Source organism: Streptomyces sp. 351MFTsu5.1 (assembly GCF_000383655.1).
In the GTDB taxonomy this organism is placed as follows: Bacteria; Actinomycetota; Actinomycetes; order Streptomycetales; family Streptomycetaceae; genus Streptomyces; species Streptomyces griseorubiginosus.
The window spans coordinates 40,160-60,123 of sequence record NZ_KB911778.1 but is presented as its reverse complement, the minus strand read 5'-3'; the positions used below and the strand labels follow the sequence as shown (position 1 = coordinate 60,123).

At 72.0% G+C, this 19,964-nt stretch carries 20 protein-coding genes; 10 read left to right on the top strand and 10 right to left on the bottom strand.

The features are described 5' to 3' along the window. Positions 1-52 precede the first annotated feature (52 nt). From H295_RS0109890 to H295_RS48365, 3 genes are all read right to left on the bottom strand, one after another. On the bottom strand, positions 53-589 hold the full coding sequence (locus tag H295_RS0109890) for a hypothetical protein (protein ID WP_020135200.1): 537 nt from the start codon (positions 587-589) through the stop codon (positions 53-55). Positions 590-789: 200 nt separating this feature from the next. Continuing rightward, positions 790-1,554, bottom strand: coding sequence for a DUF4239 domain-containing protein (locus H295_RS0109885; protein WP_078616614.1), 765 nt, complete (start codon positions 1,552-1,554; stop codon positions 790-792). A gap of 21 nt (positions 1,555-1,575) precedes the next feature. Next, positions 1,576-1,707, bottom strand: coding sequence for a hypothetical protein (locus H295_RS48365; protein WP_020135198.1), 132 nt, complete (start codon positions 1,705-1,707; stop codon positions 1,576-1,578). Between the two features lie 779 nt (positions 1,708-2,486). On the opposite strand from H295_RS48365, the gene H295_RS0109870 reads away from it, so the two are divergent. From H295_RS0109870 to H295_RS0109860, 3 genes are all read left to right on the top strand, one after another. Continuing rightward, on the top strand, positions 2,487-3,461 hold the full coding sequence (locus H295_RS0109870) for an SCO0930 family lipoprotein (RefSeq protein WP_020135196.1): 975 nt from the start codon (positions 2,487-2,489) through the stop codon (positions 3,459-3,461). A gap of 294 nt (positions 3,462-3,755) precedes the next feature. Further along, positions 3,756-4,577 (top strand): SAM-dependent methyltransferase, encoded by an 822-nt coding sequence (locus H295_RS0109865; RefSeq protein ID WP_028809219.1) that lies wholly within the window; start codon positions 3,756-3,758, stop codon positions 4,575-4,577. After that, positions 4,574-6,718: a putative bifunctional diguanylate cyclase/phosphodiesterase gene (locus H295_RS0109860; protein WP_020135194.1), complete on the top strand. Its 2,145-nt coding sequence runs from the start codon at positions 4,574-4,576 to the stop codon at positions 6,716-6,718. Before H295_RS0109865 ends, H295_RS0109860 begins: the two co-directional genes overlap by 4 nt. Before the next feature lie 14 nt (positions 6,719-6,732). Here H295_RS0109860 and H295_RS0109855 read toward each other — a convergent pair whose 3' ends face one another. Both H295_RS0109855 and H295_RS0109850 read right to left on the bottom strand, forming a co-directional pair. Then, complete coding sequence (locus tag H295_RS0109855; RefSeq protein WP_020135193.1) at positions 6,733-7,962, bottom strand: PQQ-binding-like beta-propeller repeat protein; 1,230 nt, start codon at positions 7,960-7,962, stop codon at positions 6,733-6,735. Positions 7,963-8,004: 42 nt separating this feature from the next. After that, on the bottom strand, positions 8,005-8,892 hold the full coding sequence (locus H295_RS0109850) for a LysR family transcriptional regulator (protein WP_020135192.1): 888 nt from the start codon (positions 8,890-8,892) through the stop codon (positions 8,005-8,007). Between the two features lie 120 nt (positions 8,893-9,012). Between H295_RS0109850 and H295_RS0109845 the strand changes: the two genes are divergently transcribed. The 5 genes from H295_RS0109845 (at position 9,013) to H295_RS0109825 (ending at position 14,336) form a co-directional block, all read left to right on the top strand. After that, the gene (locus H295_RS0109845; protein ID WP_020135191.1) at positions 9,013-9,684 is read left to right on the top strand and encodes a succinate dehydrogenase; all 672 of its coding nucleotides are present in this window, start codon (positions 9,013-9,015) and stop codon (positions 9,682-9,684) included. A gap of 2 nt (positions 9,685-9,686) precedes the next feature. Further along, positions 9,687-11,633 carry a fumarate reductase/succinate dehydrogenase flavoprotein subunit gene (locus H295_RS0109840; protein ID WP_020135190.1) on the top strand — a complete coding sequence of 649 codons (1,947 nt, stop codon included), beginning with the start codon at positions 9,687-9,689 and terminating at the stop codon, positions 11,631-11,633. Beyond that, complete coding sequence (locus tag H295_RS0109835; protein WP_020135189.1) at positions 11,630-12,379, top strand: succinate dehydrogenase/fumarate reductase iron-sulfur subunit; 750 nt, start codon at positions 11,630-11,632, stop codon at positions 12,377-12,379. Before H295_RS0109840 ends, H295_RS0109835 begins: the two co-directional genes overlap by 4 nt. A gap of 257 nt (positions 12,380-12,636) precedes the next feature. Then, positions 12,637-13,407: a GNAT family N-acetyltransferase gene (locus H295_RS0109830; RefSeq protein WP_020135188.1), complete on the top strand. Its 771-nt coding sequence runs from the start codon at positions 12,637-12,639 to the stop codon at positions 13,405-13,407. Beyond that, complete coding sequence (locus H295_RS0109825) at positions 13,407-14,336, top strand: lysophospholipid acyltransferase family protein (RefSeq protein ID WP_020135187.1); 930 nt, start codon at positions 13,407-13,409, stop codon at positions 14,334-14,336. Before H295_RS0109830 ends, H295_RS0109825 begins: the two co-directional genes overlap by 1 nt. Here the strand turns inward: H295_RS0109825 and H295_RS0109820 are convergent. Then, positions 14,303-16,651, bottom strand: coding sequence for an ATP-binding cassette domain-containing protein (locus tag H295_RS0109820; protein WP_028809218.1), 2,349 nt, complete (start codon positions 16,649-16,651; stop codon positions 14,303-14,305). The genes H295_RS0109825 and H295_RS0109820 overlap by 34 nt on opposite strands. 10 nt (positions 16,652-16,661) lie before the next feature. Beyond that, complete coding sequence (locus tag H295_RS0109815) at positions 16,662-17,660, bottom strand: LLM class flavin-dependent oxidoreductase (protein WP_020135185.1); 999 nt, start codon at positions 17,658-17,660, stop codon at positions 16,662-16,664. A 94-nt stretch (positions 17,661-17,754) separates the two neighbouring features. On the opposite strand from H295_RS0109815, the gene H295_RS0109810 reads away from it, so the two are divergent. Next, positions 17,755-18,426 (top strand): DNA polymerase beta superfamily protein, encoded by a 672-nt coding sequence (locus H295_RS0109810; RefSeq protein ID WP_043217370.1) that lies wholly within the window; start codon positions 17,755-17,757, stop codon positions 18,424-18,426. On the opposite strand, the gene rpmF is transcribed toward H295_RS0109810, so the two are convergent. Together rpmF and H295_RS0109800 are read right to left on the bottom strand one after the other, a co-directional pair. After that, positions 18,408-18,587 carry a 50S ribosomal protein L32 gene (gene rpmF, locus H295_RS0109805; RefSeq protein WP_020135183.1) on the bottom strand — a complete coding sequence of 60 codons (180 nt, stop codon included), beginning with the start codon at positions 18,585-18,587 and terminating at the stop codon, positions 18,408-18,410. The genes H295_RS0109810 and rpmF overlap by 19 nt on opposite strands. A 67-nt stretch (positions 18,588-18,654) precedes the next feature. Further along, positions 18,655-19,065 carry a hypothetical protein gene (locus H295_RS0109800; RefSeq protein ID WP_020135182.1) on the bottom strand — a complete coding sequence of 137 codons (411 nt, stop codon included), beginning with the start codon at positions 19,063-19,065 and terminating at the stop codon, positions 18,655-18,657. Positions 19,066-19,180: 115 nt separating this feature from the next. Here H295_RS0109800 and H295_RS0109795 point away from each other — a divergent pair, with 115 nt between their 5' ends. After that, positions 19,181-19,672 (top strand): nucleotidase, encoded by a 492-nt coding sequence (locus H295_RS0109795; RefSeq protein WP_020135181.1) that lies wholly within the window; start codon positions 19,181-19,183, stop codon positions 19,670-19,672. Positions 19,673-19,678: 6 nt separating this feature from the next. On the opposite strand, the gene H295_RS0109790 is transcribed toward H295_RS0109795, so the two are convergent. Further along, positions 19,679-19,894: a dodecin gene (locus H295_RS0109790; protein WP_020135180.1), complete on the bottom strand. Its 216-nt coding sequence runs from the start codon at positions 19,892-19,894 to the stop codon at positions 19,679-19,681. Positions 19,895-19,964: the final 70 nt, after the last annotated feature.

The window sequence follows — 19,964 nt, the reverse complement described above, 5'->3', positions numbered from 1 at the left end:
TCCTCGCGGGCCGGAGGCCGGGGCGGCCAGGCCCCCGCGCGCCGGGGAGCGGTCACGCGCTGTCCTCGCTGCTGCCGCGGCGGCGGGAGAGGTGGTAGGCCGTGCCGACCGAGCCCACGATGAGCGCGGCGCCCATGCCGATCTGCTTGAGGTCGAACCCGGCGAGGCTGCCGCCCTCACCGGCCTGGACCCCCCGGCCCGGGTAGAGCGGCACCGGTGTGGGCTCGACCGGCCGGACCCCGGCGATGGTCAGGGACGTGGATCCGCTGACGCCGTCACAGGTGAAGGTCACCCGGTGGACCGCCCCGGGCCGCGCGTCCCAGTCGACGACGGCCGTCGCCTGGCTCCGGTGCGAGGGGATGGTGATGGTGTCGAAGACCGCCGAGGTGACCGTCGCCGAGCCCTTGCAGCCGCCGTGGTCCCGTTCCAGCAGCAGCGTCACCTGCCCGCCCGGCGCGACGGTCGAGGGCAGCACGCTGAACCCGAAGGGCGTGATGTTGTTGTCGCTCTTCGCCACGGCGGCCGGTGCGGCGAAGGTCAGGGCGGCCAGGCCCAGCAGTGCGGCCGAAGCGACGCGTATCGCGCGCATGGTGGTTCCTCCGGTCCCCGAGGAGCAGCTGCGGACCTTTTCCGCCTACGTCTGACATGCACCTCGATGACCGAAACGCTAGGAACACGTGTACGTCCGCGCGATCCCGGTCGCGCCGAATGGGGCACAGCACTGGGCCGGTCAGGGGACACCGACGGCGTGTCGCATGCCGAGCGCCCCCGACCGGCCCGTGGTGAGCGTCAGCCCTTGACGCCCGGGAAGAGCGAGAGGAACGGCTCGGCCGAGGCCGTGATGCCCCGGCTGTAGGGGGCGTCGAAGTCCCAGATCAGGAAGAGCAGGAAGGCGATCAGCGCCGAGAACAGCCCGGCGAGGACCAGCTCACGCGCCGTACGCCTGATCTGGAGCGCGAACACCATCCCGATGGTGATCGCCGCCCCGCCCAGCAGCCCGAACCACACCACCCCGGGCATGGTGGGCTCGACCGAGTCCGCGCGCGCGTTGCGGGCCTGGTCCACGGCGGCCACCTGGTCGACGAGCGGCTGGTAGGCCTGGGCCTCGAAGTCGGTCGCCGGCTGGTAGGAGGTGACGTCCGTGCGGATCCGGTCGAGCAGCTCGGTGCCGCGCGCGGTCGTCCGGTCGTGGTCGGCCATCTCCTTCCACTCGACGGTGACGACGTGTCCGACATAGGCGTTGACATCGGCCCGAATGCGGTCACGGACACCGGCCGGATACACCTGGACCCGCTCCGAGATCTCGTGCAGCGCCTGCGCCTCCGCCTGGACGTGGTCCTGTGCGGAGCTGCGGGCCTCCCACACCCCCGCGATGGCCAGACCCAGCACGATGGCGTAGACCACCCCGATCCACATCGTCATGTACTCGATGACGTCCGGGGTCTCGCTGGGATCCTCGTCCACGGGTGCCGCCTTGTGGCGGATGAGCGTGATGGCGACCACCACGGCGCACGCCGCCAGCATCGCGAGGATGAGAACAAGCCATTCCGGCAAGGGATGCCTCCAGGATCGGCACTAGCGGGGCCGCAGGGCGGCCACGGCGACCACCGCGGGCGCGGTGATGAGCAGGACGTAGATCACGGGCGAGGTCGTGCTGTGCGTGGTCCGGTCGGGCGCCTTCGCGTGGTGGTACGCCGGATAGGTCACCGGGCTCGCGGAGGGACCCGGGGCCGGCTTCGGCGGCGTCCGTGTCGGGGTCGGGGTGGGAGTCGGGGTCGGGGCGGGCTCGGGGGGCGGGGTGGGCCGCGGCCGCGGTGGGGCCGGCTGCGCGGCCGGTGCGGGCGGCGGAGGCGGGGGCTTCGGCGCCGGGGGCTCGGGGGCCGGGGGCGGCGGTGGGGTCGGCTTCGGCGGCCTCCGGGTCGGAGGCGGCGTCGGCGTCGGGTCGGGGGAGGGTGTCGGAGTGCAAGGAGGCTCGGGGGGAGTCGGGGTCGGGGTGGGCGGCGGCGGTTTCGGTTTCGGGCACGGCGGCAGGGTGGGCCAGTTCAGGCTCCCGGCGACCGCCACGACCTCGGCGCCGTCGGGGCCGACGGAGGCGTAGGCGCAGGCATCCGCCTCGGCCACCCCGGCCGTCGGGGCGACGAGCGCCCACGTCAATGCCAGCAGGGCCAACACCCGTATGGCGGAGGCAGATTGGGGCGATTCGGGTCGATGCACGACGGAGATCATGAGGCCTGTCACGCCGCCTCACGCGCGGGCGCGAAGAGATTGCTCCGAAGGAGGGAAAAAGGCCACCCGATGTTTGAATCCGGGACGTTCGTGCGTCCGATCAGGCGTACGTCTGTGCGGGCTGAGGAGGGTGTGGTCACAGCGTCCGGAAAGAAATTTGCGGAACGGTTGAACACAACCCCTGCCCCGATGCGTACCCATTGTCGTGCGGCGGCGCAGCAGGGCGCTGCAACACCCTTTTTAATTATGGGGAGTTGACGATGAAGACCTCCTGGCGGAACGCCTCACTCGTGGCAAGCGCCGCGGCGGTGCTCGCCCTCACGACGGCGTGCGGTCAGGACAGCGGCGCCTCGTCCGTGGGGAGCCAGCAGAATGTCGGCGCCACCGCGGCCGCGGGCGGTTACGGCGGCCTGGGCTCCGGTATCGGGACCGGCACCGAGACCAGCCCCAGCGCGAGCTCGACCTCCGCGGTCGGCCAGGGCAACCTGGGCGCCCAGTCGGCCTCGGCCGGCAAGTTGCAGGTGTCCGCGAACCCCGAGCTCGGGGACGTGCTGACCGATGCCACCGGCCTCACCCTCTACCGCTTCGACGAGGACACCGCCGAGCCGCCGAAGTCGAACTGCAACGGCGACTGCGCGACGGCCTGGCCGCCGGTGCCCGCGGACGACGCCTCGGCCGGTGCCGGCATCGACAAGGCGCTGCTCGGCGAGGTCACCCGCGCCGACGGCAGCAAGCAGCTGACCATCGGCGGCTGGCCTGCCTACCGTTACGCCAAGGACACCAAGGCCGGCGACCTGACCGGTCAGGGCGTGGGCGGCAAGTGGTACGCGCTGGCGCCCACCGGCAAGAAGGCGTCCGTCGCGAGCCTTCCCGGACTGTCCACCCGCAACGACCCCAACCTGGGCGAGATCGTCGTCGACAAGAACGGCATGACGGTCTACCGCTTCGCCAAGGACAAGGCGTGGCCCAAGCCGGTCTCGAACTGCAACGGCGCCTGCCTGGAGAAGTGGCCGGTCGTGGGCCCGGTGCAGGCGAACGACACCAAGGGCGTCCAGAAGAAGGGCCTCATGAACTTCACCCGCGGCGACGGTGTGAGGCAGCAGACGGTCAACTGCTCGCCGATCTACACCTTCTCGGGCGACAAGGAGCCCGGCGACACCAACGGCCAGGGCGTCGGCGGCACGTGGTACGCCGTCCGTCCGAACGGAGAGATGGTCGGCGTCTCCGACAAGTGACGGCCCTCTCACCAGGGCCTCGCCCGACCACCGGTCCGACCCCTCCGCGCCGCATGGAGGGGTCGGACCGGTTTCCCGTCATTCTCCCCAACTCCCCGCGAGTCGGCGCCCGCTCCGGAACTCTCCGGAGTGCGGCGCCTACGTTTCGTGGTGATGCGGCGGCCGTGCACCGGCGGCACGTGCCGCAGGCAGTGACCGGGAACGGATGGTCAATTTCCGTTTCCACTCGCTCCATTGGCGGGCGATCAGTAGCCTCAGCTCGAACACCGGATCGCCTACGCCTTGGAGAGATACATGGAGCGTCCCGCCTGGGCTCCCCGGAGCATCGACATCTCGGTGCCTAGCGTGGCGCGCATCTACGACTTCTACCTGGGCGGTTCGCACAACTTCGAGGCCGACCGGGCGGCGGCCCGCAAGGCCATGGAGCATGTACCGGGACTGCCGAAGATCATGCAGGCGAACCGGGCGTTCATGCGGCGGGCGGTGCGGTTCGCGGTCGAGCAGGGCATCACCCAGTTCCTCGACATCGGCTCCGGCATCCCCACCTTCGGCAACGTCCACGAGGTCGCCCAGAGCGCCAGCCCCGGCGCCCGCGTCGTCTACGTCGACCACGATCCGGTGGCCGTCGCGCACAGCCGGGCGGTCATCGCGGAGAACCCCGACGCGGGCGTCGTCGCGGCCGACCTCCGCAAGCCGCAGGAGATCCTCGACAGCCCCGAGGTCCAGCGGCTGCTCGACCTGAAGCGTCCGGTGGCGCTGCTCCTCGTTGCCATACTGCACTTCGTGGAAGACGCGGACGACCCCTACAAGGCGGTGGCCGAACTGCGCGACGCGCTCGCGCCCGGCAGCCTGCTGGTGCTGACGCACGCCGCGTTCGAGGGGATCCCGCTGTCGCAGGAGCAGGTGCAGGGCGCGGTGGACGTGTACAAGGACATCCGCAACCCGCTGATCATGCGTTCGCACAACGAGATCGCACGGTTCTTCGAGGGGTACGACATGGTGGAACCCGGGCTGGTGCCGATGCCGCGGTGGCGGCCGGAGTCGGAGAACTGGGACCCCGACGCAGAGGATCCCTGGGCTTTCTCGCAGTTCGGCGGCGTGGGGCGGACGGCGTGAGCGCGGAGCCGGACGGGCCGGAGGACAGACTGCGCCGGTTCGCCACGATCTGGAGCCGGGCCGTGTTCCCGGTGACCTCGACCTCGCTGACCCGCGTGGAGTTCGAGGAACAACTGCTGCCGCTGGCACGCCGGTTGAGCCAGGCGCTGCTGGCCAGGGTTGTCGACACGGACGAGGGCCGGGCGGTGGGCGCCGCCCTCGTCGCCGCGCACTGCACCGACCCCGACGCGCTGACCCGCTCCCTGGACTGCGTCGACGCCTATCTGGTCCTGTACTGCGGCGGCGACGGCGACCGGGAGGACCTGCGCAGCCGGTCCGCCCGACTCCAGCACGCGATGGCCGCCGGATTCGCCCAGGCGCTGCGCGAGCGCACCCTGGCCGAGCAGGAAGCCATCGCGCAGGCCGCCCTGGAGGCCCAGGGCGTGGTGGCCCAGGCGCTGCACGCGACCGAGGCCCGCTTCCGCGCGGTGTTCGAAGGCGCGGCCATAGGGATCGGCATCGCGGACCTCGACGGTCACGTCCTCCAGGTCAACGACGCGCTGCTGCGCATGTTCGGCATCACCGACCAGACGATGCGCGGCCGCAACGTCCGGGAGTGGATCCATCCCGAGGACGCACCGCAGACCTGGACGCTCTACGACGAGCTCGTCCGCGGCGAGCGCGAGCACTACCACGTCGAAAAGGCATTCTCCCGCCCCGACGGCACGGTCCTGTGGACCAATCTGACGGTCTCCCTGCTGCGGGACGCCGACGGCACCCCGCAGTACCAGCTCGCCCTCATGGAGGACACCACCGAGCGCCGGCTGCTCAACCTCCGGCTGCGCTACGAGGCCACCCACGACGCCCTCACCGGGCTGCCCAACCGCACCCTGTTCTTCGAGCGCCTGGAGAAGGCCCTGAGCGCCGGCGAGGGCCAGCGGTTCGGCCTGTGCTACCTCGACCTCGACGGGTTCAAGACCATCAACGACAGCCTCGGCCACGCGGCCGGCGACCGGCTGCTCGTCGAGGTCGCCGACCGGTTGCAGTCCTGCGCGACCGCGCCGGGCGAGATGGTGGCCCGGCTCGGCGGCGACGAGTTCGTGGCGCTGACCACCGGCCCCGACACCGAGAGCGAGGTCGACGAGCTCGCCACGCGCATCATGAACGTCCTGCTCGCCCCGGTCCGCATCGACGGCCGGGAGCTGACCGTGCGGGGCAGCATCGGCATCGTCGAGGGCCCGGCGGGGGAGCGGGGCCCGGCGGAGGTGCTGCGCAGCGCCGACATCACGATGTACCGGGCCAAGTCGGCGGGCGGCAACCGCTTCGAGCTGGCCGACCCGGAGGCCGACGCCCGCGCGATCACCCGGCACGGTCTGACCACGCAGCTGCCGGCGGCCCTGGAACGCGGCGAGTTCTTCATCGAGTACCAGCCGCTGGTCCACCTCGGCGACGGCAGTGTGCGCGGCGCCGAGGCGCTGGTGCGCTGGCTGCACCCGCAGCACGGCGTCCTCGGCCCGGACCGGTTCATCCCGCTCGCCGAGCACACCGGGCTGATCGTGCCGCTCGGCCGCTGGGTCCTGGAGCAGTCGGTGCGCCAGGCCCGGGAATGGCGAGAACGCTACGGCGAGGACACGGCGGGCGGTCCGCTCCGGATCAACGTCAACCTGTCGCCGTGCCAGCTCACCCACCCCGGCCTGGTCCAGGACACCGTGGACATCCTGGAGCGCACGGGTGTCGCTCCGGACGCCCTCTGCCTGGAGGTCACCGAGTCGGCCCTCATCGGCGCCGACGACGACCTGCTCAAGCCGCTGCGCCGACTCGCCGAGATGGGCGTCGACATCGCCCTGGACGACTTCGGCACCGGCTACTCGAACCTGGCGAACCTGCGCCGCCTCCCGGTCAGCGTCCTCAAGCTGGACCGCTCCTTCACGCAGAGCATGCAGCAGTTCCCCGCCGACCCCGTCGACCTCAAGATCGTCGAGGGAATCGTCTCGCTCGCCCACGGTCTGAACCTCGCGGTGACCGTCGAGGGCGTCGAAACCGGCGCCCAGGCCGAGCAGTTGCGGATACTGGGCTGCGACACCGCCCAGGGCTGGTACTACGCCCGCCCGGGCCCGCCGGAGCGCCTGCACGAGCTGGCGCTGGTGGACGCGACGGGCTGAGCCCAGCCCGGCTCCTAGGGCAGCGGAAGCGACCGCAGCGAACCGTGGGTGCGGGCCATCACCACGACGTGGCCCGTGTCCCCGCCCGGCACGACGAGTTGGGGATGTTCACCGTCCCTGGTCTGCGCGTACGCCGGTGACATGCGGGGCGCGGCGCTTCCGGTGCCGTGCGGGCCGGCGTGCAGGTCGATCGTGAGCACGCGGCCCCGCGCGGCGAAGTCGTTGACGGGAGTGAAGGTCACGAACCGCCCCCCGGCCACGCCGGCGCCGTCCGTCCTGGTGGCGTACGTGCTCCACAGCCTGCGGTCGTTCACGAGGTCGTACGCGTACCAGTCACCCGCGCTGGTGTCCTCGGCGCCGGCCTCGTACAGCACCAGGATCCCGTCGTCGGAGATCACTCCCTGCACGGGCTTGTCGATCGTTTTCCGCGGGGTCGGCAGCGCTTTCAGCGTCGCCGGATCCAGGCGCCGCATGGGCGGGAAGACGTCCCCGGCCGAGAACGGGCTGCCGGTGCAGACCAGGTAGTGGCCGCCGGTGACGAGGTGCCGGCACTCGACGCCCGCGGGACTGCTCGCCACGGTGGCGCCGGTGCGGGCGTCGCGGGCGGTGACCCGGGTGACGCCGTCGGCCGTGTAGACGCGGCCCCGGAAGGCGGCGAGGGGCTCGCCGGTGCTCCAGGCGACGTTCCGGTGCCAGAGAGGCGTGCCGTCGGAAGCGCGGACGGCGTCGAGGACGGCGCCGGTGCGAACGTAGGGCTCCGGTGCGTGCAGGGCGTAGACGATCCCGTCCGTGGCGGCGAGGGCGACGTAGGCGCGGCCGGCGGGCAGTCGACGGGTCCACGCCTGCTCACCCGTCCGCAGGTCCGCCGCGCGGAGCACACCCCCGACCCCGGCCACGGCCCGTGCGTCGGCCGCGTCGACGAGAAGCCGGGCGGTCCTGGCGTGGGCGTCGCCGGGCACCGTCCAGGTGACCCGGCCGTCGGCCCGCGAACGCCCCACGAGTGCACCGGTGTCGGTCGCACACACCACCTGGTGCGTGGTCGCGCCGCAACTGCCGTGGGCCTCCGGGCGGGTGACGGACGCCGTCCACGCCCGCCACGGGCCCGAGACCGACGTCGAGGTCGTCTCCACCGTCGGCCCCGAGGCGCGGGACGACGGGACGGCCGGGCTCTTCGGTCCGCCGGACGCGGCGCACCCCACCAGCACCAGCAGTGCAGCGCCCACCGCAACGATCCGGCGCTTCATCCCCGCCCACCCCCGTCCGGGAAACCCTCATGCTACGACCGCTCACCGCTCCAGCAGCATCCGCTGCAACTCCCGTGCCGCCCGCGGCGGAGCCACATCGCTGCGGTGGGCCAGCGCGATCGTCCGGTGCAGGCCCGGCCGGGCGAGAGGGGTGACCCGCAGCCCGCGGCCCGCCCGTGTGGCGACCATGCGCGGTACGACGGCCACGCCCAGCCCCGCCCGCACGAAGCCGAGCACCGCGTCCATCTCGCCGCCCTCCACCGCGAAGTCCGGCTCGAACCCCTCGGCACGGCACGCGGCCACGGTCAGTTCGCGCAGGTCGTAGCCGTGCCGGAACATCACCAGGGGCGCGCTCTCCAGATCGGCGACGCGGACCGTACGGCGACCGGGACCGCCCGGCGCCGGCCCCTCCGGCGAGGAGACCACGACCAGGTCCTCGCGCAGCAGCTCCACCGTGGTCAGCGCCGGGGACGGCGTGGGCAGCGGCAGGACCACCAGGGCCAGGTCGAGGGCACCGCGCGCGAGCAGCCGTACGAGGTCGTGGGAACCGCCCTCCTCGATCATCAGCCGGATGCCCGGATAGCGGTCGTGGAAGGCACGCAGCACGTCCGGCAGCAGACCGGTGCACAGGCTCGGGGTCGCGCCCAGCCGGATCCGGCCGCCGCGCAGCTGCACCAGCTCCTGCACCTCGTGCCGGGCGGTGTCCGCGTCGGCCAGGATGCGACGGGCCAGCGGCAGCAGCGCCTCGCCCGCGTCGGTGAGCGTGATGTTGCCGCGGGCGCGCAGGAAGAGATCCGCTCCCAGCTCCCGCTCCAGCGCCCTGATCTGCTGGGACAGCGAGGGCTGGGCGACATGGACCGTCTCGGCGGCACGGGTGAAGTGGCGGGTCTCGGCGACCGCCACGAAGTACTGGAGCTGCTGGAACTGCACCCTCGTACGATAGCCGCTGACTATGGAATCAAGCCGGACCATGTCTTGGACCGATCGGGACGGACGGTTCTAACGTCTTGACCCATGGCTCTGGCAACGCGGACGGACCGACGGCCGTCCATGGCACGCACCGTGTGGGACAGCTCCGTCGGCAAGAAGACCGTGATGGCCGTCAGCGGGCTGATCATGCTGCTGTACCTGGTCGTCCACATGATCGGCAACCTGAAGATCTTCTTCGGCGCGGGCGAGTTCAACCACTACGCGCACTGGCTGCGCACGGTCGGCGAGCCGTTCATGCACTACGAGTGGACCCTCTGGCTGATCCGCGTGGTGCTCGTCGTCGCCGTGGTCGCGCACGCCACGTCCGCCTACCAGCTCAGCCGACGTGACCTCCGGGCCCGGCCCGGCAAGTACGTCCACAAGAAGGCGCGGGCGAGCTACGCGACCCGCACCATGCGCTGGGGCGGGATCATCCTCGCCCTGTTCATCGTGTGGCACATCCTCGACCTGACGACCGGCACCGTGCACTCCGGCGGCTTCCAGGAGGGCCACCCGTACCAGAACGTCGTGGACACCTTCTCCACCTGGTACGGCAACGTCATCTACATCGTCGCGATGTTCGCCCTCGGCCTGCACGTCCGGCACGGCTTCTGGAGTGCCGCCCAGACCCTCGGCGTCGGCAGCCGCAGCCGCGACCGCGCCCTCAAGGCCGTCGCGAACGTCCTCGCACTGCTGCTCACGGCCGGCTTCATCGCCGTACCCGTGGGCGTCATGACCGGAGTGGTGAGCTGAACATGACGTACACCGACTACGTGACCGGCGAATCCGTCGTCGACACCAAGGCCCCGCAAGGTCCCGTCAACGAGCGCTGGGACAAACGCCGGTTCGAGGCCAAGCTGGTCAACCCCGCCAACCGGCGCAAGCACACCGTCATTGTCGTCGGCACGGGACTCGCGGGCGGCTCGGCCGGTGCCACGCTCGCCGAACAGGGCTACCACGTCGTCCAGTTCTGCTACCAGGACTCGCCGCGCCGCGCCCACTCCATCGCCGCGCAGGGCGGCATCAACGCGGCCAAGAACTACCGCAACGACGGCGACTCGATCCACCGCCTGTTCTACGACACCGTCAAGGGCGGCGACTTCAGGGCCCGTGAGTCCAACGTCCACCGGCTCGCGCAGATCTCCGTCGAGATCATCGACCAGTGCGTGGCGCAGGGCGTCCCCTTCGCGCGGGAGTACGGCGGTCTGCTCGACACCCGCTCCTTCGGCGGGGTGCAGGTCTCGCGGACCTTCTACGCCCGCGGCCAGACCGGCCAGCAACTGCTGCTCGGCGCCTACCAGGCCCTCAGCCGGCAGATCGCCGCCGGGAACATCGAGATGCATCCGCGCACCGAGATGCTCGACCTGATCGTCGTCGACGGGAAGGCCCGCGGGATCGTGGCGCGGGACCTCGTCAGCGGGCGCATCGACACGTACTTCGCGGACGCCGTGGTCCTGGCCTCCGGCGGCTACGGCAACGTCTTCTACCTGTCGACGAACGCCATGAACTCCAACGCGACGGCGATCTGGCGGGCCCACCGCCGGGGCGCCCTGTTCGCCAACCCCTGCTTCACGCAGATCCATCCGACGTGCATCCCGCGCACCGGCGACCACCAGTCCAAGCTGACGCTGATGAGCGAGTCGCTGCGCAACGACGGCCGGATCTGGGTGCCGAAGGCCAAGGGCGACGACCGGCCGCCGAACCGGATCCCCGAGGAGGAGCGCGACTACTACCTGGAGCGCATCTACCCCTCCTTCGGCAACCTCGTCCCGCGGGACATCGCCTCCCGCGCCGCGAAGAACGTCTGCGACGAGGGGCGCGGGGTCGGCCCCGGCGGACAGGGCGTCTACCTCGACTTCGCCGACGCCGTCCGGCGCATGGGACGGTCGGCCGTCGAGGCCAAGTACGGCAACCTCTTCGACATGTACCAGCGGATCACCGACGAGGATCCGTACGAGGTGCCGATGCGGATCTACCCGGCCGTGCACTACACGATGGGCGGACTGTGGGTCGACTACGACCTCCAGACCACGATCCCCGGCCTGTTCGCGATCGGCGAGGCCAACTTCTCCGACCACGGGGCGAACCGCCTCGGCGCCTCGGCACTGATGCAGGGCCTGGCCGACGGCTACTTCGTCCTCCCGGCGACCATCAACGACTACCTCGCCCGCAACCCGCACCAGGACGCGGTCACTGACGAACACCCCGCCGTCCAGGAGGCGTTGGCCGAGACCGAGGACCGCGTCAACCTGCTCCTCGCCGTCGGCGGAGACCGCACGCCCGACTCCTTCCACCGCGAACTCGGTGAAATCATGTGGGAGTTCTGCGGGATGGCCCGCACGGACGCCGGTCTGCGCAAGGCGCTGGAGCGCATCCCGCAGATCCGTGAGGAGTTCTGGCGGCGCATCAAGGTGCCGGGCACCGGCGAGGAGTTCAACCAGTCGCTGGAGAAGGCGAACCGGATCGTCGACTACCTCGAACTCGCCGAGCTGATGTGCCTCGACGCGCTGCACCGCGCCGAGTCCTGCGGCGGCCACTTCCGCGAGGAGTCCCAGACCCCGGACGGTGAAGCGGCCCGTAAGGACGACGAGTTCGGCTACGCGGCGGCCTGGGAGTTCACCGGCACCGGCGAGGCTCCCGTCCTGCACAAGGAAGACCTGGTCTTCGAGTACGTCCACCCCACCCAGCGGAGCTACGCATGAAGCTCACCCTGCGCGTCTGGCGGCAGAAGAACGCCGACGCCGACGGAGCGATGTCCACGTACGAGGTGGACGGCATCTCGTCCGACATGTCCTTCCTGGAGATGCTGGACACCCTCAACGAGGAGCTCATCCTGCGCGGTGAGGACCCCGTCGCCTTCGACCACGACTGCCGCGAGGGCATCTGCGGCGCGTGCTCGCTGGTCATCAACGGCGACGCGCACGGACCCGAGCGGACCACCACCTGTCAGCTGCACATGCGGTCCTTCTCCGACGGCGACACGATCGACATCGAGCCGTGGCGGGCCTCCGCCTTCCCGGTGATCAAGGACCTGGTCGTGGACCGGTCGGCCTTCGACCGGATCATCCAGGCCGGCGGCTACATCACGGCGCCCACGGGAGCGGCTCCCGAGGCCCATGCCACGCCGGTGCCCAAGCCCGACGCGGACTCCGCCTTCGAGCACGCCGAGTGCATCGGCTGCGGGGCGTGCGTCGCGGCCTGCCCCAACGGGGCCGCGATGCTCTTCACCTCGGCCAAGGTGAACCACCTGAACGTGCTCCCGCAGGGAGCGCCGGAGCGAGAGACCAGGGTCCTCGACATGGTGGAGCAGATGGACGCGGAGGGCTTCGGCGGCTGCACCCTGACCGGCGAGTGCGCGACGGCCTGCCCCAAGGGGATTCCGCTGATGTCCATCACGAGCATGAACAAGGAGTGGCTCCGGGCGACCAGGAAGGCCGCCAGGCGCTGAGAGACGTTCGCCGATCAGTGCGGACGGGTGGGGCCGGGCGTGGTGCTCGTGCCCGGCCCCACCACGCCTGACCGCTCTCCGGCCATCGGCCCGACACCGTCCCGTCGGTGGAGCCGGACGTCCCGGACACCTTGTCCGAGGCGTTCAGACTCCGCACATCCACGCTCCGGCAACCGGTCACGCAGGCGCCAACCGGCCTCGGGAGAACAGGGACAGCGGCACCGCTCGCCGCCTCCGCCTGTGACCTGGAGAGTGCCATGACCGGCGTTTCCACCCTGGACCGTCCCCCGCAGAGCGTCGCCCCCACCCGCTACACCGTCGGCCTGGCCCGCGACGAGGACGACGTACGGGCCGCGCAGCGGCTGCGGCACGACGTGTTCGCCGGCGAGATGGGGGCCCTCCTGACCACTCCGCAACCCGGCCTCGACATCGACGGCTTCGACGCCCACTGCGACCACCTGCTCGTCCGCGACACCCTGACCGGGCAGGTCGTCGGCACTTACCGGCTGCTGCCCCCGGAGCGGGCGGCGATCGCCGGACGCCTGTACTCCGAGGCCGAGTTCGACCTGACGCCGCTCGACGCGATCCGCCCCGGGCTCGTCGAGGTGGGCCGTTCCTGCGTGCACCCCGACCACCGTGACGGCGCGGTCATCGGCCTCATCTGGGCCGGGATCGCCCGCTACATGGTGGACCGCGGACACGAATGGCTCGCCGGCTGCTGCTCGATCCCGCTCGCCGACGGCGGTGCGCTCGCGACCGGCACCTGGGACCGGGTGAGCTCCAAGTACCTGGCTCCCGAGGAGTTCCGGGTAGGGCCCCTGCTGCCCTGGGAGCCGACGGGCGCGGCGCCCGCCGGGCACACCGAGCTGCCCCCGCTGCTGCGCGGCTACCTCCGCCTCGGCGCCTGGGTGTGCGGCCGGCCCGCCCACGACCCGGACTTCGGGGTCGCCGACCTGTTCGTGCTGCTCTCGATGCGCCGGGTCAACGCCCGCTATCTGCGGCACTTCCTCTCGCTCGTCCCGGCCTGATGAGCGTCTGGCTGCCCAGCGCGCCCTGCACCCCCGGGGCGTGCCTGGAGCGGACGGGGCCGGTCACGGCCCTGCCCCGTGCCGCGGGGCGGCTGCTCGCCGTGACGGCCCTGCTGCTCGCCGGGATCGCGCTGCTGCCGGCCGGACGGCTGATCCCGGCCGGCGCGGTCAGGTGGTGGTGCCGGGCGGTGGTGCGGGCCTCGGGCGTCCGGGTCCGCGTGTCCGGCGCCGCCGTACCCACCGGCGGGGTGCTCCTGGTCGCCAACCACATCTCCTGGCTGGACATCCCGCTGCTGGCCGCCGTACGCCCCGCCCGCATGCTCGCCAAGTCGGAGATCCGGCGGTGGCCGGTGGCGGGATGGCTGACGGCCCGCAGCGGGGCCCTGTTCATCGAGCGGGACCGGCTGCGGGCCCTCCCGGACACGGTCGCAGGCATCGCCGGCGCACTGCGCGGGGGCGCCGCGGTGGCCGTCTTCCCCGAGGGCAGCACCTGGTGCGGCCGCGCCCAGGGCCACTTCCGCCGCGCGGTGTTCCAGGCGGCCCTGGACGCCGGGGTCCCGGTGCAGCCGGTGCGCCTGCGGTACCGGGTCAGCGGGGGAGAGGCCAGCACGGCCCCCGCCTTCATCGGGGACGACTCCCTGCTCACCTCGGTGTGGCGGGTGGTGTCGGCACGGGGGCTGGTGGCCGAGGTGGGAGTCCCGGAGCCGGTGGCACCGGGCTGCCACACCGACCGAAGGACGCTGGCCGCGACCGCGCAGGCGCAGGTGTGGGGCGAACACACGGCGGAGAGGCACCCGGTGGAGCCCTGCGGTGAGAACGGCCCGCTCCCCGCGCAGGCGGCCCGGGACGTCGTACGGCCCCGTCGTCCGCGTCGCCGCCTCCCGCTGCTCGCCACTCAGCCGCCCGGCGTCAGCGCCCGCGCCAGATAGGGCGCCGTGGCACTCCCCGCAGCCCCCGCCACCGCTTCCGGCACCCCCGTCGCCACGATCCGTCCGCCCGCGTCCCCACCGCCCGGGCCCAGGTCGATCACCCAGTCCGCCCCGGCCACGACCGACATGTCGTGCTCGACGACGATCACCGTGTGCCCGGCGTCCACGAGGCCGTGCAACTGGCGCATCAGCACCTCGACATCGGCCGGGTGGAGTCCGGTGGTGGGTTCGTCGAGAAGGTAGACGGTGTGCGCGCGGTGCACGCGCTGGAGTTCGCTCGCCAGCTTGATGCGCTGGGCCTCGCCGCCGGAGAGCTCGGTGGCGGGCTGCCCCAGCCGCAGGTAGCCGAGGCCGACGTCCAGGAGGGTGGCGAGACTGCGGGCCACGGGCGGGGAGTCCGCGAAGAAGTCCGCGGCCGACTCCACCGTGAGGTCGAGCACCTCGGCGATGGTCCGCCCCCGGTAGGTCACTTCGAGCGTCCCGGGGTTGTAGCGGGCCCCGCCGCAGTCCGGGCAGGGCGCGTACGTGCTCGGCAGGAAGAGCAGCTCCACACTGACGAACCCCTCGCCCTGGCAGGTCTCGCAGCGTCCTCCCGCCACGTTGAAGGAGAACCGGCTCACACCGAAGCCGCGTTCGCGTGCCCCCTCGGTCCCGGCGAACACCTTGCGCACGACGTCGAACAGGCCCGTGTAGGTCGCCAGGTTGGAGCGCGGGGTCCGGCCGATCGGCTTCTGGTCGACGGAGACCACCCGGCCCACCCCGGACGGCTCGTCCGTGATCTCGCCGACCAGCGTGGACTTGCCCGACCCCGACACCCCGGTCACCGCCGTGAACACACCCAGGGGGAACTCGGCCGTGACCCCGCGCAGGTTGTGCCGGGTGACCGGGCCGACCTTCAAGTGGCCACGGGGCTCACGGACTTGACGCGTCGGGGCGGGTGAGCGGTGGAACAGGTACCGTGCCGTGGCCGACTCCTCGACCGCCGCGAGATCCGCCACCGGCCCGCTGTGCAGCACCCGACCGCCGTGCTCGCCCGCCAGCGGTCCGACGTCCACCAGCCAGTCCGCGCCGCGCATCACGTCCAGGTGGTGCTCCACCACGAACACCGAGTTGCCGGCCGCCTTCAGCCGGGCCAGCACGGTGAGCAGCGCTTCGGTGTCCGCGGGGTGCAGTCCGGCGGAGGGTTCGTCGAGGACGTAGACGACTCCGAACAGCCCGGACCGCAACTGGGTGGCGAGGCGCAGCCGTTGGAGTTCGCCGGCGGACAGGGTGGGGGTGGCGCGATCCAGGCTGAGGTAGCCGAGACCGAGCTCGACCACGGGCGCGATACGGGACCTGAGGTCCTCGGTGAGGACCCGCGCGGGTTCGCCGTCGGCGACCAGGGAGGCGGCCAGCTCGGTCAGCGGCAGGGCCGCCAGGTCGGCGATGGTACGGCCCGCGAAGGTGACCGCCAGGGCCTCCGGGCGCAGCCGGCTGCCGCCGCAGACCGGGCAGGGCGAGGCGACCAGGAACCGCTCCGCCTTCGCCCTGAGGGTCTGGCTCCTGGAGTCCGCGAAGGTCTTCAGGACATAGCGGCGGGCGCTCATGTACGTGCCCTGGTAGGGGCGTTGGATCCGGTCCGCGTCCCGCACCGGGTGCACGGTCACCACCGGCTGCTCGTCCGTGAACAGGATCCACTCCCGCTGCTCCGCGGGCAGCTCGCGCCACGGCCGGTCCACGTCGTAGCCCAGCGTGTCGAGGATGTCCCGCAGGTTCTTGCCCTGCCAGGCGCCGGGCCAGGCGGCGATGGCGCCCTCCCGGATCGACAGCGACGGATCGGGCACCAGTGACTGCTCGGTCGTCCGGTGCACCCGGCCGAGCCCGTGGCACTCCGGGCAGGCGCCGACGGCCGTGTTCGGGGAGAAGGAGTCCGAGTCGAGCCGCTCGGCCCCCGGCGGGTAGTCCCCGGCGCGGGAGAACAGCATCCGCAGGGAGTTCGAGAGGTTGGTGACCGTGCCGACCGAGGAACGGGACGTCGGCGCGGCCCGCCGCTGCTGGAGCGAGACCGCGGGCGGCAGCCCGGTGATCTCCCCGACCTTCGGCGCCCCCACCTGGTGGATCAGCCGACGCGCGTAGGGCGCCACCGACTCGAAGTACCGCCGCTGGGCCTCCGCGTAGATCGTCCCGAACGCCAGCGACGACTTCCCCGACCCGGACACCCCCGTGAACACCGCCAGCACATCCCGCGGGACGTCGACGTCCACCCCCTGGAGATTGTGCTCACGGGCACCGCGCACGCGGACGTAAGGGTCGTGGGGGCCACTTCGGTCGTACATGAGAACGACTCTAACCGGAGGTGATCGACGCCAGCCTTCGGTAGGAGTCCAGCAGGGCCGAGCGGTCGTATGTGCTGGTCGTGACCAGGATCTCCTGCGCCCCTGTCTCCTTCAGCACGGTCTCCAGCTCGTGGGCGACCTGCTCCTCGGTGCCCGCGATGTGGCCCGTGAGCCCCGACTCGTAGAAGCCGCGCTCCTTCGCCGTCATCGTGAGGCTCTCGACGCGCTCGACGGGCGGCAGGGGCGGGAAGGTGCCGTGGGTGCGGGAGTACGCCATCGACCACGCCTCCGGGATCAGCAGGCGCCGCGCCTCCTCCTCGGTGGCGGCGACCGCGACCGTGCCGGAGACGACGACGTACGGCTCCCGCGCCCAGGGGGAGGGGCGGAAGTGCGCGCGGTAGTGGTCGATGCCGCGCCGCATCTTCTCGCGGTTTCTCAGGTCACCGATGACCATCGGCAGGCCCGCGCCGGCCGCGATCCCGGCGCCCTCGCCCATGGCCAGCACGAAGGGCGGCACGGTCAGGCCCTCCGCGGGCCGGGCCCGCACTCGCGTCGGCGAGGTGCCGCGGAACCAGCCCAGCAGCTCCTGAAGCTGTGCGGCGAAGTCGTCGGCGTCGTCCTTGCCGCGTCCCAGCGCCTTGCGCACGCCGTCGGTGAAGCCGACCGAGCGGCCCAGGCCCATGTCGATCCGGCCGGGGAAGAGCGACTCCAGCACCCCGAACTGCTCGGCGACGACCAGCGGTTGGTGGTTCGGCAGCATCACCCCGCCGGTGCCGACCCGGATCGAGTCGGTGGCCGAGGCCACGGCGGCCGCGAGAACCGTCGGCGCGGAACCCGCCACACCCGGCACGCCGTGGTGCTCCGAGACCCAGAACCGGTGGTAGCCGAGTCCCTCCAGCTCCCGCGCCAGCCGCACGGTGTCCTGGAGCGCCTGCGCGTTCGTGCCGCCCTCGCGGGTGCGGGAGCGGTCGAGGACGGAGAAGCGGGTGGCGGCGATCAGGGAGCTCACACAGGGTTCAACGCGTGACGGAGTCCGGCATTCCCGGCCCGGTCCGCCGGAAAACCGGGTGACCCGCATCCGCGCAGGTCAGCACAATGGCCGGGTGACCGTCCAGAACATCCTGCTCTCCGGCATCGTCGGCTCGACCGCGTACGGACTCGCCCGCGAGGGCTCCGACACGGACCGGCTCGGCATGTTCGCCGCGCCCACCGCGTCCCTGCTCGGCCTGCACACGCCGCGGGAGTCCCACGTGACCACGGCCCCGGACCGCACCCTGCACGAGGCGGCGAAGTGGTGCCGGCTCGCCCTCGGCGGCAACCCGACCGTGATGGAGCTGGTGTGGCTGCCGGACGAGCTGTACGAGGTGCGCACCCCGCTCGGTGACGAACTCATCGGCATGCGCGGGGCGTTCCTGAGCGCGCAGCGGGTCAGGGACGCCTATCTCGGGTACGCCGCCCAGCAGTTCAGGAAACTGGAGAGCCGCGCGGGCGACCACCGCACCGCCAAGCACGCCCGGCACCTGAAGCGGCTCTGCCACCAGGGCCTGGAGCTGTACACCAGCGGACGGCTCACCGTACGGGTCGAGGACCCCGAGGAGTACCACCGCTTCGGGGACTCCGTCGCCGCCGATCCCTCCTGCGCGCGGTCGCTGCTCGCCCACTACGAGCACGCCTTCGCCGAGACCCGCAGCGCGCTGCCCGACCGGCCGGACGAGACGCCGGTCGAGGCGTGGCTGCTGCGTGTGCGCGCGGAGTTCTACGCCACGGCGGCGTGAGCGCGCAGCAGGCCGCGCTCGTACGCCTTGACGAGGTTCTGCGGGACGAGACGGGTCACCCCGTCGACGGTGACCGGCACCAGCTGGGCGGTGGTGGCCTTCCACTGCGAGCGGCGGTGGCGGGTGTTGCTGCGGGACATCTTCCGCTTGGGGACAGCCATGACGGGATCCTCCTCGGTGCCGGGATGAGCATCGAGGACGCTACATGAAAATGGATCCCATTAACAGTCAGCGGCGGCGCCGGGACCGGACCCTCGCCTCCCGGGGCGGCTCGATGAACTGGAGCTCCAGCGTCAGCGGCGGCTCGGCGACCCCGGGGCCGCCCGCCGCCGCCCACCGAACGACCTCCTCGGTGGCCTCGTCGTCCGTCACGAACCCGATCCACGCAGCCTTGGCGCCCGCCCGGCGCCCGGCGGCGGACGGCCGTACGACGATCACGTTCGCCTGGTCGCAGGGGCCCAGGCAGTCGGTCGTCCGGACCTGGAAGCCGTGCTCGGCGGCCCCCGCCCGCAACAGCTCCAGCTGCCAGGCGTGGTCGGTGCCGGGGTTCTTGCGGGCGTCCCCGCAGCAGCAGCCCCGGCACACGACGAGCGTGCAGGGGGCGGAGCCGGTCAGGAACGTACGGGGCGTCGAGGACATGGGAGAAGCATGCGGCCTGCACCGATCACGGGGTGCGGGCGGGGTGGCCGGAACTCCGGTCGCAGGGGCGACCGTCGGCGGTGAGCAGGAGGGCGGCCGGGGCTAGGGTGAGTCTGTGACCGACCGTGACAGGCGCCCCGTCGCCGTGTTCGACCTCGACAACACCCTGGCCGACACCGCCCACCGGCAGCGGTTCCTGGAGCGCAGGCCGCGCGACTGGGACGCCTTCTTCGCCGCCGCGCCCGAGGACCCGCCGATCCCGGAGGGCATCGCGCTGGTGCTGGCCAGTGCCGAGGAGTGCGAGATCGTCTACCTCACCGGCCGCCCCGAGCGCTGCCGCCGTGACACGCTCGCCTGGCTCGTCGCGCAGGGGCTGCCCGAGGGGCGGGTGCACATGCGGCGCAACGACGACCGGCGGCCCGCCCGGCTCACCAAGCTGGAGACCCTCAAGCGCCTCGCGCGGACCCGGGAGATCCGGGTGCTGGTCGACGACGACGAACTGGTCTGCGCGGACGCGGAACGGGCCGGGTTCTCCGTCGTACGGGCACGCTGGACCGCCCCTTCCGCGGCGCTGAAGTCGGCGCAGGAGCGGGAGGGGCGGACCTGAGCGCCGTCAGTCGGATTCCTCGAGGCGGAAACCGACCTTGAGGCCGACCTGCCAGTGCTGGACCTGTCCGTCCTCGATCTGCCCCCGCACCTGGGTCACCTCGAACCAGTCCAGGTTGCGCAAGGTCTGCGAGGCGCGGCTGATGCCGTTGCGGATCGCCTGGTCCACGCCGTCGGGCGAGGTGCCCACGATCTCGGTGACCCGGTAGGTGTGGTTCGACATACGGATGCTCCTCTCCGCCGTGACAGCGGCGTCACGCGTCACTCCACGGTGCCCCAGCCCGCGCGGTAAC

Coding starts and splice junctions, on each gene's coding strand:
- H295_RS0109845 (WP_020135191.1), top strand. CDS start 9,013: ATGGCACGCACCGTGTGGGACAGCTCCGTCGGCAAGAAGACCGTGATG.
- H295_RS0109800 (WP_020135182.1), bottom strand. CDS start 19,065: ATGTCCTCGACGCCCCGTACGTTCCTGACCGGCTCCGCCCCCTGCACG.
- H295_RS0109830 (WP_020135188.1), top strand. CDS start 12,637: ATGACCGGCGTTTCCACCCTGGACCGTCCCCCGCAGAGCGTCGCCCCC.
- H295_RS0109825 (WP_020135187.1), top strand. CDS start 13,407: ATGAGCGTCTGGCTGCCCAGCGCGCCCTGCACCCCCGGGGCGTGCCTG.
- rpmF (WP_020135183.1), bottom strand. CDS start 18,587: ATGGCTGTCCCCAAGCGGAAGATGTCCCGCAGCAACACCCGCCACCGC.
- H295_RS0109820 (WP_028809218.1), bottom strand. CDS start 16,651: ATGTACGACCGAAGTGGCCCCCACGACCCTTACGTCCGCGTGCGCGGT.
- H295_RS0109890 (WP_020135200.1), bottom strand. CDS start 589: ATGCGCGCGATACGCGTCGCTTCGGCCGCACTGCTGGGCCTGGCCGCC.
- H295_RS0109870 (WP_020135196.1), top strand. CDS start 2,487: ATGAAGACCTCCTGGCGGAACGCCTCACTCGTGGCAAGCGCCGCGGCG.
- H295_RS0109855 (WP_020135193.1), bottom strand. CDS start 7,962: ATGAAGCGCCGGATCGTTGCGGTGGGCGCTGCACTGCTGGTGCTGGTG.
- H295_RS0109865 (WP_028809219.1), top strand. CDS start 3,756: ATGGAGCGTCCCGCCTGGGCTCCCCGGAGCATCGACATCTCGGTGCCT.
- H295_RS0109835 (WP_020135189.1), top strand. CDS start 11,630: ATGAAGCTCACCCTGCGCGTCTGGCGGCAGAAGAACGCCGACGCCGAC.
- H295_RS0109790 (WP_020135180.1), bottom strand. CDS start 19,894: ATGTCGAACCACACCTACCGGGTCACCGAGATCGTGGGCACCTCGCCC.
- H295_RS0109840 (WP_020135190.1), top strand. CDS start 9,687: ATGACGTACACCGACTACGTGACCGGCGAATCCGTCGTCGACACCAAG.